The organism is Rothia halotolerans (assembly GCF_004136635.1).
In the GTDB taxonomy this organism is placed as follows: Bacteria; Actinomycetota; Actinomycetes; order Actinomycetales; family Micrococcaceae; genus Rothia; species Rothia halotolerans.
Genome location: NZ_NOIU01000001.1, coordinates 688,461 through 706,162 on the forward strand (window position 1 = coordinate 688,461; position 17,702 = coordinate 706,162).

The following is a 17,702-nucleotide window of genomic DNA, read 5'->3' on the forward strand; positions in this document are numbered from 1 at the left end:
ATCGATTCTGGATCTTTGAATAGGCCACCCGTCCGGGCCAGGATGGACCCCATGACTGAAACCCTCACCTCAGACCGGACCCTCACCGGCTCCCCCCTCGTCAAGCGCGGCCTCGCGGACATGCTGAAGGGCGGCGTCATCATGGACGTCGTCACGCCCGAGCAGGCGCGCATCGCCGAGGACGCGGGCGCCGTCGCCGTCATGGCGCTGGAGCGCGTGCCCGCCGACATCCGCGCGCAGGGCGGCGTCGCCCGCATGTCCGACCCGGACCTGATCGACGGGATCGTCGAGGCCGTCTCCATCCCGGTGATGGCCAAGGCCCGCATCGGCCACTTCGTGGAGGCCCAGGTGCTGCAGGCCCTCAAGGTTGACTACATCGACGAGTCCGAGGTCCTCTCCCCCGCCGACTACGTCAACCACATCGACAAGCAGAAGTTCACCGTGCCCTTCGTCTGCGGCGCGACCAACCTGGGCGAGGCCCTGCGCCGCATCGCCGAGGGCGCGGCGATGATCCGCTCCAAGGGCGAGGCCGGGACCGGCGACGTCTCCGAGGCGACCAAGCACATCCGCACCATCCGCGGCGAGATCGCGCAGATCCAGGCGGCCTACGCCGCCGACCCCGACTCCCTGTACGTGAAGGCGAAGGAGCTCGCCGCGCCGTACGACATCGTGCTCGAGGTGGCCCGCACCGGGAAGCTGCCGGTGGTGCTGTTCACCGCGGGCGGCGTCGCGACCCCGGCGGACGCGGCGATGATGATGCAGCTCGGAGCCGACGGCGTCTTCGTCGGCTCCGGCATCTTCAAGTCCGGCAACCCGTCCCAGCGCGCGGCCGCGATCGTCAAGGCCACCGCCTACTACGACGATCCGGCCGCCGTCGCCGACGCCTCCCGCGGACTGGGCGAGGCCATGGTCGGGATCAACGTGGGCGACCTGCCCGCCCCGCACCGCCTGTCCGAGCGCGGCTGGTGAGCGCTTGACCCCGCCGACCGTGGGCGTGCTCGGCCTCCAGGGAGGAGTCGCCGAGCACGTCCGGCTGCTGGAGTCGCTGGGCGCCGGGACGCGCCTGGTCAAGCGGCCGGAAGATCTCACGGGACTCGACGCGCTGGTGCTGCCCGGCGGCGAGTCCTCCACGATCGACCGGCTGACCCGGCTCTTCGGCCTCCGGGAGCCGCTCCTCGAGGCGATCGGGAGCGGGCTGCCGGTGCTGGGGACCTGCGCGGGGCTCATCCTGCTCGCCGCCGAGATCGAGGACCCCGCGCCGGGCCAGCGCTCGCTCGGCGTGCTCGACGTCGCCGTGGCCCGCAACGCCTTCGGCTCTCAGGTCGCCTCGGCCGAGGCGACCCTGGCCTGGGGCGGGGAGGAGGCCGACGCCGTCCGGGCCGCGTTCATCCGCGCGCCGGCGGTGACCCGCGTGGGTCACGGCGTCGAGGTCCTGGCGCGCCACGAGGAGCGGGTGGTCGCGGTGCGCTCCGGCTCGACGCTGGGCATCAGCTTCCACCCGGAGCTCACCGGGGAGCCCTCGGTCCACGCGGAGCTGCTCGGGATGGTCGGGTAGTTAACCCTCCCCCTCCGCGTGAGGCGTGCGGGGAGGGCGCCGCCGGGAGGTCTGAGCCGGCCCGCCGGGTGCCCCGCTCCGGGCGCCGCGGGCTGGATCCCGGCAGCGCCCTCGCTGTCGCCATACGTTTCCCACCAGGGATTTCTTCGTATTCCCTCGAGGGCATTCCCCTTTCTGATCCCCCGCTTCCCCTTCCCTTTCCGGAATGGCGCCAGAGCCTTTCCGAAATCGTCCGCCTCCTGTCCCAGGGTGATTTCTCGATTCCCCAGGGCCCCTTCTCTAGACTGCGCATCAACCCATACAGCACGTATGGAGCTTTCGACAACGCCGTGGAGATGCAGGGGAACATCATGGGGAAGACGACGGAGATCGCCGTGACGAGCGTGGCCGCCCGGTGCGCGGGCGCCAGCAGCGCAGACGAGTACTGGAACCTCCTGGAGAGCGCGCAGCCGCAGTTCCGCGGGGTGCCGCCGTCACGATGGCGGGAACGGCCCGCCGCCTCGCGTCCGGGCCGCGGGAACCTCAGCTACTCGCACGTCATGGCACCTGTCCGGGACCCCTACGCCCTCGACGCCCGACACCGCAGGATCCCGCGTGCCAGGGCCCTGCGCATGGACCCTCAGCAGCGCATGGCCCTCGGGCTGACGGAGGAGCTGCTGGCAGGCTCTCGCATCGACGTCTCCGCCGCCACGGAGGGCCGGATCTCCACCGTCATCGGCGTCAGCTCCACCGACTACCGCTCGGTGAGCTCGGCCGCGGTGGTCGCGGACATGCTGACAGATGGGTCGCTGGGCCGGAGCTCCGCCGGCTTCCGGGAGGCCCTGCGCGGCGTCTCCGAGAGGTCCGTCAGGGATCTCAGCGCGCACACCATGCCGGGCGTGCTGGCGAACATGGTCGCCGCCGTCGTCCAGTCCTCCTTCGACCTGAGGGGCTCCGCATACACCATGGACGCAGCCTGCGCCTCCGGGCTCATCGCGATCGACACGGCATGCGGGCTGCTGACGAGCGGACGCGCCGACGCGTGCATCGCGGGCGGCGTGTACGTGGCGCTGACCCCCGAGGCCCACATCGCGTTCTCGGCGGTGGGTGCGCTCTCCCCCACGGGGGTGTGCAGGCCTTTCACCTCGATGGCGGACGGCTTCGTCATCGGCGACGGCGGGGCCCTGGTCCTGCTGCGTCGGCTGGAGGACGCCCGGCGGGACGGCGACCGGATCTGGGCGGTGGTGGAGGCCCGGGGGAGCTCCAGCGACGGCCGCGCCCCCGGCATCATGACGCCCACCGCGGCGGGGCAGAGAGCCGCCGTCGAAGAGGCGCTCGCCTCGTCTGGCCAGCGCGTCCTCGAGGTGGATGCCGTCGAGGGGCACGGGACGGGCACGGAGGTGGGGGACCGGACCGAGATCGAGACCCTGCGCCGGGTCGTGGACCCGAGCGCGCAGGTCCTCCTGGGATCCTGCAAGGCCGTCATCGGCCATACGATGGCCGCCTCCGGCGCCCTGTCCTTCGTCAAGGCGGCGCAGGCGCTGGCCCGGGGGACCTGGCCGCCGCAGCCCGGCGTGCCCGGGGGCCGGTGGAGCCCGCAGCTGGTCGAGAGCCCTCTCCTCCCCGCCTGCCGGGGGGCCGTGCGGCATCGCCCGATCCGCCGGGCGGCGGTGAACTCCTTCGGGTTCGGGGGCACCAACAGCCACCTCGTCCTGAGGGGGCCGGAGGTGGAGCCCCGTGGCTGAGCACCTCCCCTTCCTCCTCTCGGCCGGCGGGCCCGAGGAGCTGCGTCGGCTGGCCGCCCGTCATCTCTCCGCCCTCGAGGATCCGGCCGGGGCCGTCGAGGCAGCGGGCTCTCCGTCAGCGGTCCTCCGGGACCTGGCGACCGCCCTCTCCCTCGCGCCGCCTCAGGAGTACCGGGCGGCCCTCATCGCCTCGTCCTTCGGCGAGCTCCGGGAGCGGCTCGCGGCGATCCGGGACGCGGAGGGAACGATGCCCCGGACTCTCGGTCCTTCCGGCATCGGCATGGCCCGAGCCGACCACGACTCCTCCCCGCTCCTCCTCTTCCCGGGCCAGGGCAGCCAGCGGCCGGGGGAGAACGCCTGGCTCGCCCGGGGATCGGAGGCGTACGCGGAGCACGTGCGGGAGCTCGAGGGCCGCTTCGGCGACGACGCCCTCGGCACGCGCCTCTCGGAGGCCTGGACCGCATCGGAAGACAATCGCAGAAGTCTGGAGACCGGGTGCCGGGAGACCTCGATCGCGCAGCCCCTCCTGTCCGTCACGGCCCTTGCCATGGTCCGCACCCTGGAGGAGGCCGGGGTACCGGCCGACGCCGTCCTCGGCCACAGCGTCGGCGAGTTCGGCGCGCTCCGGGCCGCCGGCGTCCTCGGCGAGACGGAGATTCTGGACCTCGTCAGGCGACGGGTCGAATGCACGCGCTCCCTCGCCCCTGGCTCCTCGATGCTCGCGGTGCGCAACGGGACGGAGGGACTCCCCGCCTCCGCGGAGCCGCCGGAGGGCCTCTTCCTCGCCTGCGACAACGACCCTTCCCAGACAGTCCTCGGCGGCCCGGCGGCCGCAGTCGGGGAGGCGGCCCGCGAGCTGACGCGGCGCGGCGTCGCCTGCACGCCTCTGCGTACCTCCTCCGCCTTCCACACCCCCGTGATGGCGGAGGCGGACAGGGCCTTCGGCGCCGCGCTCGCCTCGCTCGACGCGGCAGACCTGCCGACGCCGGAGGGCATCCGCCTCTACTCCTCGATCTCCGGGTCCCGGGTGCGCAGCCGGCGGGAGGCGTTGGACCTGCTGAGCCGCCAGCTCTCGACGACGGTCCGCTTCCGCGAAGCCTGCCTGGCCGCCCAGGAGGCTTCGCCGGACTTCCTCGTGCAGGTCAGCGGAGGAACCTCCCTGATCGAGATGTATCGCCGCACCAATCCCGGCTTCACGGGTCCACACGCGGGATTCGGCGGCTCGGATCCGCAGGCCGCCGAGCATGCGAGAGCTGTGGCGACGCTCTTCCTGTCGGTCAGGAGCTTCCGGCCTCACGTCCTCATCGGCGGTCTGGGAGTCGCCTCCCGGGCACCCCACGCCGCCTCGACGGCGGAGAGCGTGCTCCTCGCCCGCGCCTCGGCCGACGCCTCTGCGCCGGCACCGGCACACCGTCCGCATCGTCCCGCAGAATCGGAGAGCGAACCCATGACGCACCGACCGCAGCCGAATCGACCGTCCTCCCGGCAGGCCGCCCCGGCGACCGGCGCCGAGGCCGCGGGGAGAAGCAGCCTCCCCGAGCACGGCGCCCCTCCGGAAGGAGCAGCTTCCGCCGGATCGACCGCCCTGGCGCTCACCGCGGCGCTCATGCACGACCAGATGAGGACTCTGCGCTGGATCCTCGGCGCAGAGAAGGAGGCCACGCCGGCCCTGCCCCACGACGCCAGGCGCCGTGACGACGCGTCACATCCGGCACCTGACGGCGGGAGGAACACCGGGCACGGGGGCCGGGAACGCGAGGATGCGGTGAACAGCGACTCGGTGCCCGACGCCGGGGCGATGCGGACTCCGCCCGATGCACCGGTGCCACCCACCCCTGACTCGGCCTCCGCCCCGGGCTCGGACCCCGAGGACCTCGGGGAGACCATCCGCCGGATCGTCGCGGAAGTCGGCGGATATGCGCCCGAGCAGATCTTCCCCGCCGACGAACTCGGCGCCGACCTCGGCCTGGACTCCCTCATGCTCACCGGCATCCTGGCAACACTCGCGGAACGCTTCCCCGGCTGGCGCCCCACGAGCCTGGATCCATCCCGCATCACTACGGTGCAGGACCTCGTCAAGGTGGTCGGCGAGGGGAAGGACGGTAGCGCGACGACGCCGGATCCACACAGCGCGGCGCCGGAGCCGGCCGCCGGAACGGCGTCGCCGGACCCCACCGAAGCCCCGGCCGAGGCCGGCGCACCAGGGAAAGACACCGCCGCTTCCCGCGACGACGCTGTCGCGGTCGATCCCCGACCTCTGTGGCAGACCGAGGAGGTCAGCCGGACCGGGAGGCGACTGGAGCAGGCCGCTCGGGGCACCGCGCCGCTTCCCTACTACCTGGAGCACGAGGGCGTCGCCGACGCCACCACCAGCATCGGCGGTGAGGAGTACATCAGCTTCGGCTCGTACAACTACCTCGGGCTGACCGGCCACCCCAGCGTGGTACGGGCCGCTCAGGAAGCGGTCTCCCGGTATGGGACCTCGTGCTCCGCGGCGCGCATCCTCTCCGGGAACCGTCCGCTGCACACGCAGCTCGAGACGTCGATCTCCCGCCTCGTCGGCACCGAGGACGCCGCGGTCCTGGTCAGCGGCCACGGGACCAACATGAGCGTGATCCCGCACCTCTACGGCCCCCAGGACATCGTCTTCCACGATGCCCTGGCGCATGACAGCATCCTCCAGGGGATCAGGGCCTCGGGCGCCGCCCGGCACTCCTTCCCCCACAACCGGACGGATCTCCTCGAGAGGGCCCTGCGGAGCCGCCGCCGCTCCTTCCGACGGGCCCTGATCGTCACCGAGGGCATCTTCAGCATGGACGGCGATGTCGCCGACCTGCCGGAGCTGGTCCGCCTCGCGAAGGAGCACGGGGCGCACCTCATGGTCGACGAGGCCCACAGCATCGGCGTGCTGGGGGCCCGCGGAGGCGGGATCTGCGAGGAGCTCGGGGTGGACCCGCACGACGTCGACCTCCTCATGGGCACCCTGTCCAAGAGCCTGGCGAGCTGCGGCGGCTACATCGCGGGCCATTCCGCGCTCGTGCAGCACCTGAGGTTCTCCCTCTCGGGATTGGTCTTCAGCGCCGCGATCACCCCGCCGAACGCCGCCTCCGCCCTGGCCGCGCTCGAGATGATCGAACAGGAGCCCGGCCGCCTCCGCACCCTGCGGGAGAACTCCCGGCACTTCCTCGACGGCGCCCGGGCCCGCGGGCTGGAGGTGGGCGATGCGATCGGGGCGGCCGTCGTGCCCGTCATCATCGGCGATTCCGGGCGTACGATCGAGGTCTCCCGAGGCCTCCACGACGCCGGCATCAGCGTCAACCCGATCGTCTTCCCCGCCGTGGCGGAGAACCTCTCCCGCCTGCGGTTCTTCATCACCCAGGACCACACGCGGGAGCAGCTCGACGCCGCGCTCGACGCAACGGCGGATCTCCTGTCCCGTCCCGGGGGCGGGGCCCCCGCCCCCGGGACGGAGCTTCGGCCGTCCACGGCGAGCCCGACGCCGGGCCTCCCCGAGGGAGAGCACAGCGCAGCCTGCGGAGCCGGACGATGAAGGCGGGCAGCGCGGAGATCGCGGTGCTGGGCGTCTCCGGCGCCATCGGCCAGCTGGCGGCTCGGGCCGCCCTGGAGCACGGGCACGCCGTCCGCGCCTGCGCCCGGCATCCGCGGGACGTCCCGGGCGTCCCGCATCCCCTCGCCGACTACTCCCGCCGAGAGGTGCGCACGGCCATCCGAGGCTGCTCCGCCGTCATCGCGACGGTGGGCCTGCCCTACCGCTCCCGGCTCTGGCTCGCCGACTGGGCCCCGATGGTCCGCGAGATCCTCGCGGCCTGCGCCGACGAGGGCATTCCCCTGACCCTGCTGGACAACCTGTACGTCTACGGCGACGCCGGGAACCCGCTCCACGAGGACTCCCCTCTCACGCCGTGCAGCGCCAAGGGCCGGGCCCGGCTCGCCGGCTGGGAGGCCGTCCGGGAGGCACTGGACCGGGGCCAGGACGTCCTGGTCGCCCGCGCCTCCGACTTCCTCGGACCCCGCGCGGAGGTCTGCCTCCTGCCGTGGAGCACACTCGCGGCTGCGGCCGAGCACGGTGGGAGGGCGCTCACCTGGATCGGCGACCCCGAAGCGCAGCACTCCTTCTCCTTCACCGAGGAGGTCGCCGCGGCGCTGGTGGAGCTGGCGACGGGCGAGGCGGTCCGCCGGGAGCCCGGCGTCGTCCACCTGCCGACGCTGCACGCCTTCTCCGCGCGGGAGCTCGCCCGGCGACTGGGCGAGCGCAGGGGCCGCCCGCTGCCCCTCCGTGTCCTGAGGAGGCCCGCCGTCGCCGCCGCCGCGCTCCTCAGCCGCCGGGCCGCGGAGCAGCGGGAGATGATGTACCAGGTCGAGCGCGACTTCATCGTCGACGACGAGCGCATCCGGAGCCAGGGGTGGTCAGCGCCGAAGATGACCCTGGAGGACCTCGTGGAGCGCCTGGCGCACCGGCCGGGCCTCCCATGACGCTGCGTGCCCGCGAGGCGGGTGCTGTTCCGCCGCCCGCTCATCCGTCCAGAAGACGAGGGGCAATTCACCTCTTCCCCGCGCCGGAGGTCTTCGAGTTCTGACGGGTCTGTCTAGGGGGCGAACAACAATCAGCGGTCGGACCTGCCCCAGGTTCTCTGTGCGGCGCCTGTCTCGGCACAACCGGGCGTGCAGCCACCTGTAACGTATTCGCCTCCCCTGACATAGAAGAGGTACGGGCCGGGGATCACTGGCGATCCCCTCAGCAATGCCGGTGCCTTGATCGCGTTGCGGCCTGATACACCGTCAAGGAGCAATCATGAACATCCCCTCCAACCCTCAGCAGCGACGCTTCGGCGGGAGACTCGTAACCGCAGTGACGTTGACGCTGGCCGCTATCGCCATCACGCCCACCCTGTCCTATGCCTCACCCACGTCAATCGACGATCCCACCGTCGGCAGCGCTGAGGAGATCCGCGTAGCAGAGGAAGCTTCTTCCGGAATCCCGGAAACCGAGCCCTTCTGGCTCTCCGCCGGTCGGAAAATCGCATTTCCGCGCGAAGGTGGTCACTGGGAATACGGCTTCTGGAACGCGAATATCCGCTCGTACTACACGGTGAACCGGTGCCATGGTTCCTCCGTCTCTAAGAACGGACACATCGCGCGCAGCATGGATACCCCCGCGGGTAAACGCAGTGTCGCCGAGAGATGGGCGCTCCAGAACCCGTGGGACGTTGATCGGTACTACTACCGCGTTTGCTGACGATTCCCAGGGGGGGCTCGGCCGCTCGCATCAGGCGAGCGACCGGAGTCCCCCGCCATGTTCTTCTCCAGTCCGCCGGACCATCGCACAGCTCAGGAGGCATCGAGTGGGCTCCGTTCATCATCGGGTCGTCGCCGGGACCGGCGTCGTCGTCTTCGCGCTCCTGGCCGTCCTGTCCGCGGTCTTCCTCGACCTGCAGGACCGGGCCGTTCCGCGGACCGCGGGCGCGAGCGCGGCGTTCGACCTCGACTTCGTCGGTTCCGCGCTCGACGAGGCGACGGCTCTCGACGCCCTCAGCCGGGCCAGCGACGACCTCGGGCTGGGCTTGGTCCGCTTCGCCGGGAACGTGCGGAACAGCGCGGGCTCGGACCAGGTGCTCGTCGAGCTGAGCGCCTCACGCTCGCTCCCAGACCGACTCCCCCGGTTCGGGGCCGTTCCCGACGCAGAAGTCAGCGGCTCGGAGACCCTGGAGAACTCCTCCCCACAGGGCCGGTACCTCGTCACCGGCGAACACCCGGATCTGCCCGCCTTCACCGCATGGCTGGAGGAGAACAGGGTGGGAGCGGCACGCATCCCCTCGGCGGCCGCCTCCGTGCCGGGCCTGCTCGCGGCCCAGCCCGCCTTCACGGCCTGCCTCGTCGCCGCGCTGCTCCTGCTGGTGTGCCTCGCCCTGTACTGGTGGGCCGTCCGTGCCCGGCGTCGCGCCCTCCTGGTGCTGGCCGGCATGGCGCCCCGCAGGATCATGGGGCGGGATCTGGCGGGGCTCGCGCTGCCGCTGACGGGGTCCGCGGGGCTCGTGGCCGCTGCGGCAACCGGTTTCGCCGCCACGCGCGGAGGCGTCTTCGTCCTCCCGATGGTCCTGCTTCTGGGAACCCTCGAGGCGCTGATGGTCGCGGGAGCGGTCGGGACCTTCGCCCTGCTCTCGGCCGTCGCGTGGCCCTCCTCGGCCGTGCTGTCCCGGTTGCGCCACGCCGCGCAGGGACACCGCGTGACCGCGACGGGGCTGATGGCGCTGTCGTTCCTCCTGGTGGTCGCGACGGTCCCCCCGACGGCTGCGGTCTGGCGCGACGCGGAGGCCACCGCCCGGGAGCAGGCGCAGTGGCGGCTGCTCACCGATCAGGTGAGTCTCGCGCTGATGACGGGCGCGACCGAGGAGGAGTTCGACGTCGTCAGCGAGCCCTTGGGGCGGTTGTCCCGGAATGCGGATCGACGAGGGGCAGCGGCGTTCTCCTACGCGTGGGAAGCGGCCCCGTCCTCCGCGGACGGTGACGGGCCCTCCCCGAACCGTTCGCCCCTGGCCCTCGTGAGCCGGGCGTGGTTGGAGCGCACCGACGTCGATGATGCCGACCTCGCTCCCGCGACCCGTGAGAGCCTCCCCGTCGAGGCGCATGAATTCCTCGATGAGCAACTGCCGCTCTGGACACGTAGCGCTCCGGAGAGTCTCGAGCTTTACGTTCACCGCGGGGAAGCCGGACCGCCCCTGATCGAGGGCGGCACCGGCAGAATGATCTTCCCCCGGCAGCCCATCCTGGTGGTCGTGCCGGACTTGAACTCTTTCAATGACGATTCCCTGGGAGCGGCCATCTCCTCGTCCAACATCGTCTTCACCGGCCTGGCCGCGACGGAGCGGGAGGTCCGGGAGGCGGGGCTGGGCGACGCCGTCCGGGTGCAGCTCGTGGCCGAGGACGGTCTCCTCCGAGCCCAGCTCTCCTCCTACCTCGCCCTGATCACCGCGCTCTCGCTGGTCGCCCTGACCGCGGCGCTGCTCGTCGCGTCCGCGGTGGGGGCCGCCATCGCCGCGATCGTGTCCCTGCCGCGCGACCGGGTCCTGGGACTGTCCGGCGAGTCCCGGTGGAGGATCGTGGCGCCCCGGCTCGTTCCGCAGTGGGCGGCGGGCACCGTGCTGACGGGCGTCGTCTACGTCGTCATGGGCCGCAGCGGGGTCGAGGAGCGCGGATGGGTCTGGGCCGGCGCCGCGCTGGGGCTCGTCATCGCGAGCGCCAGCCACCTCCTGGCGACCCGGTGGGCGTTCCGCCAGGCGGCCGAACGCGCCCTGTGAACCCTGGAATCGAACGCCGGCCCGGGCCCCGGCGTCGACACCGTACCGACTGGAGGAACGACATGATCGAAGCGCACGATCTCAGCATCCGCATCGGCCGACGACTCGTCGTCGAATCCGCGAGCCTCGCCTGCCTCGCCGGGGAGCTCACGGCCCTCACCGGGCCGAGCGGCTGCGGGAAGACGACCCTGCTCCACGGCCTGGGGCTGCTCCTGCGACCGGTCGACGGGCGCGTCGCGGTGGATGGGGAGGACGCGACGAGGTGGAGCGAGCGACGGCGTCGCGCCTTCTGGCGCGAGCGGGCGGCCTTCATCCAGCAGGACTACGGCGTGATCGACGACGCCAGCCTCGCTTTCAACGTCGCGCTGCGGACCGACCTGTTCGGCCGGCCCGCGCGCGGCCCCCTCCCCGCGGTCGGGGAGGCGCTGCGCCGCGTGGACCTGCGACGGCCGGAGTCGGAGACGGCGGCTCACCTGAGCGGAGGTGAGAAACAGCGTCTGGCCGCGGCCCGGGCGCTATACCGGGAGGCCGACGTCGTCTTCGCCGACGAGCCCACTGCCTCCCTGGACCAGGGCAACCGGGATCGTGTGACGGAGCTGCTCGAGGAGCTGGCGGAGGAGGGGACCGCGGTGATCATCGCGACCCACGACGAGCGGCTGGTGCGCAGATGCTCGCGGGTCCACGAGATGGCGCGACCGATGTGATGGTCGGGGACCGCTTGAGCGCGGGGAAGAGCAGCTAGGGGACTGCTCGGAATGGACCGCATGATCCCGTCGGCGCGGACGGGCAGGGGGAGGGGTTCGTGCATCAAGAAAGCTTCGTCGACTTCTACCGACTCCACCATGGGCGTGTCCGTGCCCTCGTCAGCCGGCGGCTGGGCCGATCGGAGCAGGTCGATGACCTGACCGCCGAGGCCTTCGGCATCGCGTGGGCGCACCATCGTTCCGGCGGAGACCTCACCACCGCGTGGCTGCATCAGGTGGTGCGCCATCTCATCGGTGCGCAGTATCGTCGCATCCGGCGGCATCGGGATCTGCAGAGAAGGCTCCTCGCGACGAGCGAGAACCTCGTGGAGGACGACGTCGGGGAATCCATCGCCGAGGCGCTCGATATGCACCGAGCGATGCGGGAGCTGTCCTCCGCCGACCGCCGGATCCTGCATCTCGCGTTCTGGGAGGATCTCCCCGCCGCCGAGATCGCCCGCAGATCGGGATGTTCCGCCGAAGCGGCTCGTGTCAGGGTGCTTCGGGCCAAAAGACGCCTCCGGAGTCTCCTGTGACGGCGTCGTGCCCCGCCGTTCCCCTGCTGCGTCGGCGTATCGGAATGACGCGAGGTTCCGCGTCATCGACTGTTTATTCCAATATCCATTGGATAAAATCGAGGGCATGAAGAGCCACCCGAGCACCGGACGCAGGGAGCGCGTGCTGCAGGCCGTGCGGGCCGCGGAGGGGGCGGTCGGCGCGGACGAGCTGGCCGCGGACCTCTCGGTCCATCCCAACACGGTGCGGTTTCACCTCGCCGCACTCGAGCGCTCCGGCGACGTCGAACGCCGGGACGCGCAGTCGATGGGCCGGGGACGCCCGCGAGCGCTGTACCGCCCGAGCGCCGGGGCCCACGAAGGTGAACGCCACTACGAGATGCTGGCGGGAGTCCTCGCCACCGGTCTGGGACACACCGAGCAGGGACGCACCCGGGCCACCGAGGCCGGCTACGCCTGGGGCCTCACGCATGCGCGGAGCGCCGCCCCGCGGGAACGGGACGCGGTGGGGGAGCTGTTCCGACTGCTCGGCGAGCTCGGCTTCGCACCGCGGCGTGCCGACGCCGGGACGGTGGAGTTGCTGAACTGCCCCTTCCGGCAGACGGTCGCGGAGCACGGCGAGCTGATCTGCGCCGTCCACGCCGGGTTGATGCGCGGAGCGCTGGCGGGTTGGGGCGCCGAGGCGGAGGTGACGTCGCTGGAGCCGTTCGCGACCCCCGGGCTCTGCCGGGCGCGGCTCTCGGAAGGCGCGGGAGCATGAGCGGCGTCGCGATCGCCGCGGCGGCGGCCCTGGTCTGGCTCGGCATGGTGGCCGCGATCTCCTTCCTGGAGGCGCCGCTGAAGTTCCGCGCCCCCGGCATCACGACCGAGCTGGGACTCGGCATCGGGCGGCTCGTCTTCGGGGCCCTGAACGTCGCCGAGGCGGTCCTCGCCGTCGTCGTCGCCCTCGGGCTGCTGCTGGACGGGACCCGGTCCGCCGGGGTGCTCTGGCTGGCGGCCGCCGTCGTCCTGCTGGCGGTGCAGCTGCTCGCGGTGCGGCCGGCGCTGCGCCGGCGCTCGGCGCGGGTGCTCACCGGGGAGGGCGCCCGGAGCCGCTCCCGTGCGCACTGGGTCTACGTGGGGTTCGAGGGGGTCAAGGTCGTCTGCCTCGTCGCCGGCGCGCTCCTGCTGCTGGGATCGATATGAGACCGCGGAACCATCACCACGGATCACCCGCGCCGCGGCTTCGCGGCGAACGCCGGGGTCTCCAGTTCTACGAGAGGAAGGATAGAAGATGACATTCGTCAACATCACCGCGCTCACGTTCCCCGAGGGCGCCGAGGCCGAGATCGAGAAGCGCTTCGCCGCCCGCAAGAAGGGGGTCGACGCCGCCGAGGGCTTCCAGGGGTTCGAGCTCCTGCGCCCCCGGATCGGCGAGAGCCGGTACTTCGTGACGACCCGGTGGGACTCGCGGGAGAGCTACGAGAAGTGGTCCGCGGCCCGGCCCGCCGGCAACCACGGCGAGGACGAGCGCCGGGGCATGAGCGTGGAGGTCCTCGGCTTCGACGTCGTCCCGCTCGAGGAGACGGATCAGGGCTGATCCCGGCATGGCCCGGGCCCCGGCGGCCCGGGCCCGCGCTCAGGCCGCGCCGCGCGGGGACCCCGTGAGGTGCTCCCGCAGCGTCGTGCCCCGGTACTCGCGCCGGAACCTGCCGCGCCGCTGCAGCTCGGGGACCACCTGCTCCACGAAGTCCTCGATGCCGCCGGGCAGGGTCGGCGGCATCAGGTTGAAGCCGTCGGCGGCGCCGCCGTCCAGCCACTGCTCGATCCGGTCCGCGATGGACTCGGGCGTGCCCACCATGGTGCAGTGCCCGCCGCCGGCCGCGAGCCGGCCGAGCAGCTGACGCACCGTGGGCCGCTCGGAGGCGATGATGCGCAGGATCGTCGCGTACCTCCCCTGGGGCCCGGTGAACTCCTCCAGCGGCGCCAGCTCGGGCACGGGGGCGTCCAGCTCCCAGTCCGAGCAGTCCCTGCCGGTGAACCTGCCCAGCTGGCGCAGGGAGGCCTCGGCCGGCAGCAGCGCGTCGAGCTCCGCCTGCCGGCGCCGGGCCTCGGTCTCCGTGCTCGCCACGTAGGCGACCAGTCCGGGCATGACCACGACGTCGTCCGGGTCCCGGCCCGCCTCGCGGACCCTGCGCCGCACGTCCTGCCGGTAGCGCACGCCCTGCTCGAGGTCGTAGGCCACCGCGTAGACGCCCTCCGCGTAGCGCGCCGCCAGGTCCCTCCCCTGCTCGGAGGCGCCCGCCTGGAAGAGCACCGGACGGCCCTGCGGCGGCTCGGGGACGTTGAGCGGGCCCGCCACGCTGAAGTGCTCGCCGGCGTGGGCGACGCCGCGGATCCGCTCGGGGTCGACGTAGCGTCCGCCGCGGTCCGCCTCCAGGGAGGTGCGGGGCCAGGAGGACCACAGCGCCTGGACGGCGTCGATGAACTCGGCGGCCCGGCCGTAGCGGCGCTCGTGCGGCGGCATGCCGGGCATGCCGTGGTTGCGGGCCTCGGCGTCGGACATGGAGGTCACCACGTTCCAGCCGACCCGGCCCCGACTGATGTGGTCCAGGCTGCCGAGCAGACGGGCCGCGTGGTACGGGGGGTAGAACGTGCTCGAGACGGTGCTGACCAGGCCGATCCGCTCGGTGGCCCGCGCCATGGCGGAGAGCGCGGTGAGCGGCTCCAGGAACCATCCCGGGGAGTCGGCCAGGGAGGGCGGGTCGAGCGACTGGCCGTCGGCGAAGAAGACGGCGTCGAGCAGGCCCCGCTCGGCGGTGCGGGCCAGCTCCTCGTAGTACTCGATCTCCCCGAGGCGCTCGACCGCCGAGCCCGGCGCGCGCCACGCGGCCTTGTGGTGGCCGCAGCCGTAGGCGAAGAGGTTGAGGTGGGCCTGCTTCCTGGGCGACGCGGCCCGCGACGACTCGTCGCTCTCCCGGCTCATCCCTTGACCAGCCCGCCGTCGACGATGAGGTTCTGTCCCGTGACCGCCCGAGCCCAGGGGGAGACGAAGAGCAGCACGGCGTCGGCCAGCTGCTCCGGGGTGGTGACCTCCCGCAGCGGGGTCCCGGAGGCGATCGCGTCGAACACCTCCTCGGGGGTCGCGGCGCTGGCGTCGGTGGTGCGCAGCAGCCCGCCGGAGACCATGTTCACCGTGACGCCGTCCGGGCCGAGGTCGTGCGCGAAGGTGCGCGTGATGGACAGAAGCGCCGCCTTCGCGGCCGTGTAGTCGTGGTAAGGCACCACCGGGTGCTGGAAGAGGTTGGTGCCGATGTTGACGACTCGCCCGAATCCCTGCTCGGCCATGCCCGGCAGCACCGCCTGGATCATCCGGACCGGGCCGTGCAGGGAGCCCTCGGTCTGCGAGCGCAGGTGCTCGTCGGTGAGCTCGTGGGCCTTGGGCCGCTGCTCGCCGTCGAACGAGAAGTCGACGAGCGCGTTGTTCACCAGCGTGGTGACCGGGCCGCCGAAGCGCTCCCGGGCGGCGTCGACGGCCCGGGCCGCCTGCTCCCGGTCCCGGACGTCCAGCTCGACGGCGAGCACCCGCCCGGGGTGCTTCTCCTCCAGGGCCCGCGCGGCCTCGCGGCTGCTCCGGTAGCCGACGACGACGCGCGCCCCCTCCCGCAGGAAGGCACGGCTGATGCAGGCGCCCAACCCCCGGGCGCCGCCGGTCACGAGGACCACCTGCTCGTCCAGGGGCAGGGCGGCGCCGTGGGCGGAGGTCGCGGCGGCTGCGGAGGTCTCGGTCATGGTGGTGCCTCATCTCTGAGGCGAAAGGAGGTGCGGCGCGGACCGCGCCGATCGGACATTCCCTTCGCCAGTGCTAGCTGTGTCAGGTTCGACGGGTCTCATCTCAGCCGCCGGCTCTGTCCCGGCGGCACCCCGTGTCGTACCTCTCACCCTAGCAAGGCAGCCCCGGCAGTCGAGTCCTTCCCGAAGACGGCCGATGCCGTATGTCTAGCGGATATCTCTGCGACCTCACGCGCCCTACCAGCTGAACCAGCCCCGGGCCCCTCAGAAGCTCCCGCTCGCGCCCCCGCCCGAGAAGCCGCCGGGCGTCCCGCCGAAGGAGCTCCCGCTCGCCCCCGGGGACCCCTCGGCCCCGGGCGGCGGGGTGCCGCCCCCGGTGTAGAGGGCGGGTGCGACCATGTAGAGCGGCAGCCACGCCCCGAAGCTCGACGCGTACTGGGTGTACTGCCGCGGGTCCTCGGCCTCGTCGAGGGGCTCTCCCTCCTCCTCGGCCCGGCGACGCCGCTCCTCGCGCTCCTCCTGGTCCTCGGGCGGCTTCCGGTGGTGGTACCGGTACTTGCGGAAGGCCCGGCGGGTCTCCTCCGAGACCTCCTTGCCCGGGTTCTCCCGCAGGTACTCGTCGATCTGCTCGTCCGCGATGCGCCGCCACTTCCGGACGTCCAGGACGACCCACAGGACCACCCCGGCGACGAACAGGACGACGACGCCGATCACGATCCCCGCGATCAGCTTGCCGCTCCCGTCGGACTCCGTCCCGGCGCGCAGCCCCTGCGCCTCGTCGTACAGCGCGTCGGTCGCATCGGTCAGGCCGCGCTCGTACTCATCGTCGCGGAAGGGCGGCTCCAGGACGTCGGAGACGATCTCCTCGGCGTCGTCGTCGGTGATCGCCTCGCGCGCGTCGTCGCCCACCTCGATCCGCAGGTTCCGCTCGTCCATGTCCACCGCGAGCAGGACGCCGGTGGAGGCGTCCCCCTCGCCGAGGCCCCAGGAGTTCGCGACGTCGCGGGTCCAGTCCTCCCAGTCGCCCTCGACGCCGTCCACGGTCAGCACCGCGACCCGCGCCGCGTCGGTCTCCCCGTTGCGCCGGTCGATCAGGTCGCTGAGCCGCTGCTCCTCCTGGTCGCTGAGGATCCCCGCCTCGTCCAGGACGTTGCCCCGGGCGGGCGGGTCCGGGAGCGAGCTCTGCCCGTCCCCGTCACCGCCGCCGCAGCCGGCCAGCAGGATCCCCGCGCCGAGGGCCAGCGCCCCCGCGAGCCGTCGCCTCATCCGCCGCTAGGCCCTTCCCGCGCGCTCGCGGGAGCGGCCCACGAAGAACAGCACCAACCCGACCACGAGCAGGATGAAGCCGAGCCCGCCGCCAAAGACGCCGATCAGGACGCCGCCGACGCCGGTCATGATGCCGCCCACGGAGACCGGCGGCCCCACGATCACCTCGCCGCCGGAGCAGGCCATGTCATAGGTCCCGGCCTCGCTGACGGTGAAGGAGGTGTAGGAGGTCCAGGTGGTGCCGTCGCGGCTGAAGCTGCTCTCCTGGGGCGTGCCCTCCTCGATCGAGGCCCCGGCCGGGCCGGAGATGTTGCACATCGGCGCGCCCGCGCCCTCCCGGATGTAGACCTGCATGTCCTCGTCCGCCTCGAGCTCCACGGAGCCCATGCCGTCGATGCGGGTCCCGTTCTGCGCCTCGGAGACGGCGCCTCCGATCCCCGAGACCGCCATGATCACGGCGGCGACCACGCTGAGCACGAGCACCGCCGCGCCGACGATGCTCAGGATGGCGCCGATGCGCTTCATCTTCGAGCGCTCCCCGCCCGCGGGACCCTGGCCCGCCGGGCCGGGATCGTAGCCGTACGGGGCGCGGCCGCCGGGTCCGCCGGGACCTCCGCCGCCCGGTCCCGCGCCGTCTGGGTTCCCTCCGTCCGGGCTCGGCTCCGCGACGGGCCACTGCGTCGTCGGCGGGAGGCCGGCCTGCGATGATCCGGAGCCGCTCCCCTCGCCCACCGGCCGGGCTCCCCCGGCGTCGTCCCGGCGGTGGTCCTCCGGCATGTCCTCGGGCTGGCGGGAAGTCATATCGTCACCTC

16 protein-coding genes and 1 riboswitch are annotated in these 17,702 nt (G+C 72.5%); of the genes, 12 read left to right on the forward strand and 4 right to left on the reverse strand.

Going from position 1 to position 17,702, the window contains the following annotated elements:
* Positions 1-42 precede the first annotated feature (42 nt).
* From pdxS to EWV39_RS03270, 12 genes are all read left to right on the forward strand, one after another.
* Positions 43-969 (forward strand): pyridoxal 5'-phosphate synthase lyase subunit PdxS, encoded by a 927-nt coding sequence (gene pdxS, locus EWV39_RS03215; protein ID WP_193554674.1) that lies wholly within the window; start codon positions 43-45, stop codon positions 967-969.
* A gap of 4 nt (positions 970-973) precedes the next feature.
* Positions 974-1,555, forward strand: a complete 582-nt coding sequence (gene pdxT, locus EWV39_RS03220) for a pyridoxal 5'-phosphate synthase glutaminase subunit PdxT (protein ID WP_129656829.1) — start codon at positions 974-976, stop codon at positions 1,553-1,555.
* Between the two features lie 350 nt (positions 1,556-1,905).
* A complete protein-coding gene (locus tag EWV39_RS03225; protein ID WP_165313109.1) occupies positions 1,906-3,279 on the forward strand; it encodes a beta-ketoacyl [acyl carrier protein] synthase domain-containing protein in 1,374 nt (457 codons plus the stop codon).
* Positions 3,272-6,829 (forward strand): aminotransferase class I/II-fold pyridoxal phosphate-dependent enzyme, encoded by a 3,558-nt coding sequence (locus tag EWV39_RS03230; protein WP_129656831.1) that lies wholly within the window; start codon positions 3,272-3,274, stop codon positions 6,827-6,829. Before EWV39_RS03225 ends, EWV39_RS03230 begins: the two co-directional genes overlap by 8 nt.
* A complete protein-coding gene (locus EWV39_RS03235) occupies positions 6,826-7,773 on the forward strand; it encodes an NAD-dependent epimerase/dehydratase family protein (protein ID WP_129656832.1) in 948 nt (315 codons plus the stop codon). Before EWV39_RS03230 ends, EWV39_RS03235 begins: the two co-directional genes overlap by 4 nt.
* A 319-nt stretch (positions 7,774-8,092) precedes the next feature.
* Positions 8,093-8,536 (forward strand): lactococcin 972 family bacteriocin, encoded by a 444-nt coding sequence (locus EWV39_RS03240; RefSeq protein ID WP_129656833.1) that lies wholly within the window; start codon positions 8,093-8,095, stop codon positions 8,534-8,536.
* A gap of 106 nt (positions 8,537-8,642) precedes the next feature.
* Entirely contained in the window at positions 8,643-10,595 is a 1,953-nt protein-coding gene (locus tag EWV39_RS03245; RefSeq protein WP_129656834.1) for a hypothetical protein, read from the forward strand.
* 62 nt (positions 10,596-10,657) lie between these two features.
* Positions 10,658-11,299, forward strand: a complete 642-nt coding sequence (locus EWV39_RS03250) for an ATP-binding cassette domain-containing protein (protein WP_129656835.1) — start codon at positions 10,658-10,660, stop codon at positions 11,297-11,299.
* Between the two features lie 98 nt (positions 11,300-11,397).
* Entirely contained in the window at positions 11,398-11,874 is a 477-nt protein-coding gene (locus EWV39_RS03255) for an RNA polymerase sigma factor (RefSeq protein ID WP_129656836.1), read from the forward strand.
* 106 nt (positions 11,875-11,980) lie between these two features.
* Complete coding sequence (locus tag EWV39_RS03260) at positions 11,981-12,613, forward strand: helix-turn-helix transcriptional regulator (RefSeq protein ID WP_129656837.1); 633 nt, start codon at positions 11,981-11,983, stop codon at positions 12,611-12,613.
* Positions 12,610-13,038, forward strand: coding sequence for a hypothetical protein (locus EWV39_RS03265; RefSeq protein WP_129656838.1), 429 nt, complete (start codon positions 12,610-12,612; stop codon positions 13,036-13,038). Before EWV39_RS03260 ends, EWV39_RS03265 begins: the two co-directional genes overlap by 4 nt.
* Before the next feature lie 88 nt (positions 13,039-13,126).
* Complete coding sequence (locus EWV39_RS03270) at positions 13,127-13,432, forward strand: antibiotic biosynthesis monooxygenase family protein (protein WP_129656839.1); 306 nt, start codon at positions 13,127-13,129, stop codon at positions 13,430-13,432.
* A 39-nt stretch (positions 13,433-13,471) separates the two neighbouring features.
* Here the strand turns inward: EWV39_RS03270 and EWV39_RS03275 are convergent, their stop codons facing one another.
* The 4 genes from EWV39_RS03275 to EWV39_RS03290 all read right to left on the reverse strand — a co-directional run bounded on the left by EWV39_RS03275 (position 13,472) and on the right by EWV39_RS03290 (position 17,691).
* A complete protein-coding gene (locus EWV39_RS03275; protein WP_129656840.1) occupies positions 13,472-14,818 on the reverse strand; it encodes an LLM class flavin-dependent oxidoreductase in 1,347 nt (448 codons plus the stop codon).
* Positions 14,815-15,624, reverse strand: a complete 810-nt coding sequence (locus EWV39_RS03280; RefSeq protein WP_129656841.1) for a 3-oxoacyl-ACP reductase — start codon at positions 15,622-15,624, stop codon at positions 14,815-14,817. Before EWV39_RS03280 ends, EWV39_RS03275 begins: the two co-directional genes overlap by 4 nt.
* Positions 15,625-15,665: 41 nt before the next feature.
* Positions 15,666-15,769: riboswitch (TPP riboswitch) on the reverse strand.
* 119 nt (positions 15,770-15,888) lie between these two features.
* Complete coding sequence (locus tag EWV39_RS03285; RefSeq protein ID WP_129656842.1) at positions 15,889-16,890, reverse strand: TPM domain-containing protein; 1,002 nt, start codon at positions 16,888-16,890, stop codon at positions 15,889-15,891.
* Between the two features lie 6 nt (positions 16,891-16,896).
* Entirely contained in the window at positions 16,897-17,691 is a 795-nt protein-coding gene (locus EWV39_RS03290; RefSeq protein ID WP_129656843.1) for a hypothetical protein, read from the reverse strand.
* Between the last annotated feature and the right edge of the window lie 11 nt (positions 17,692-17,702).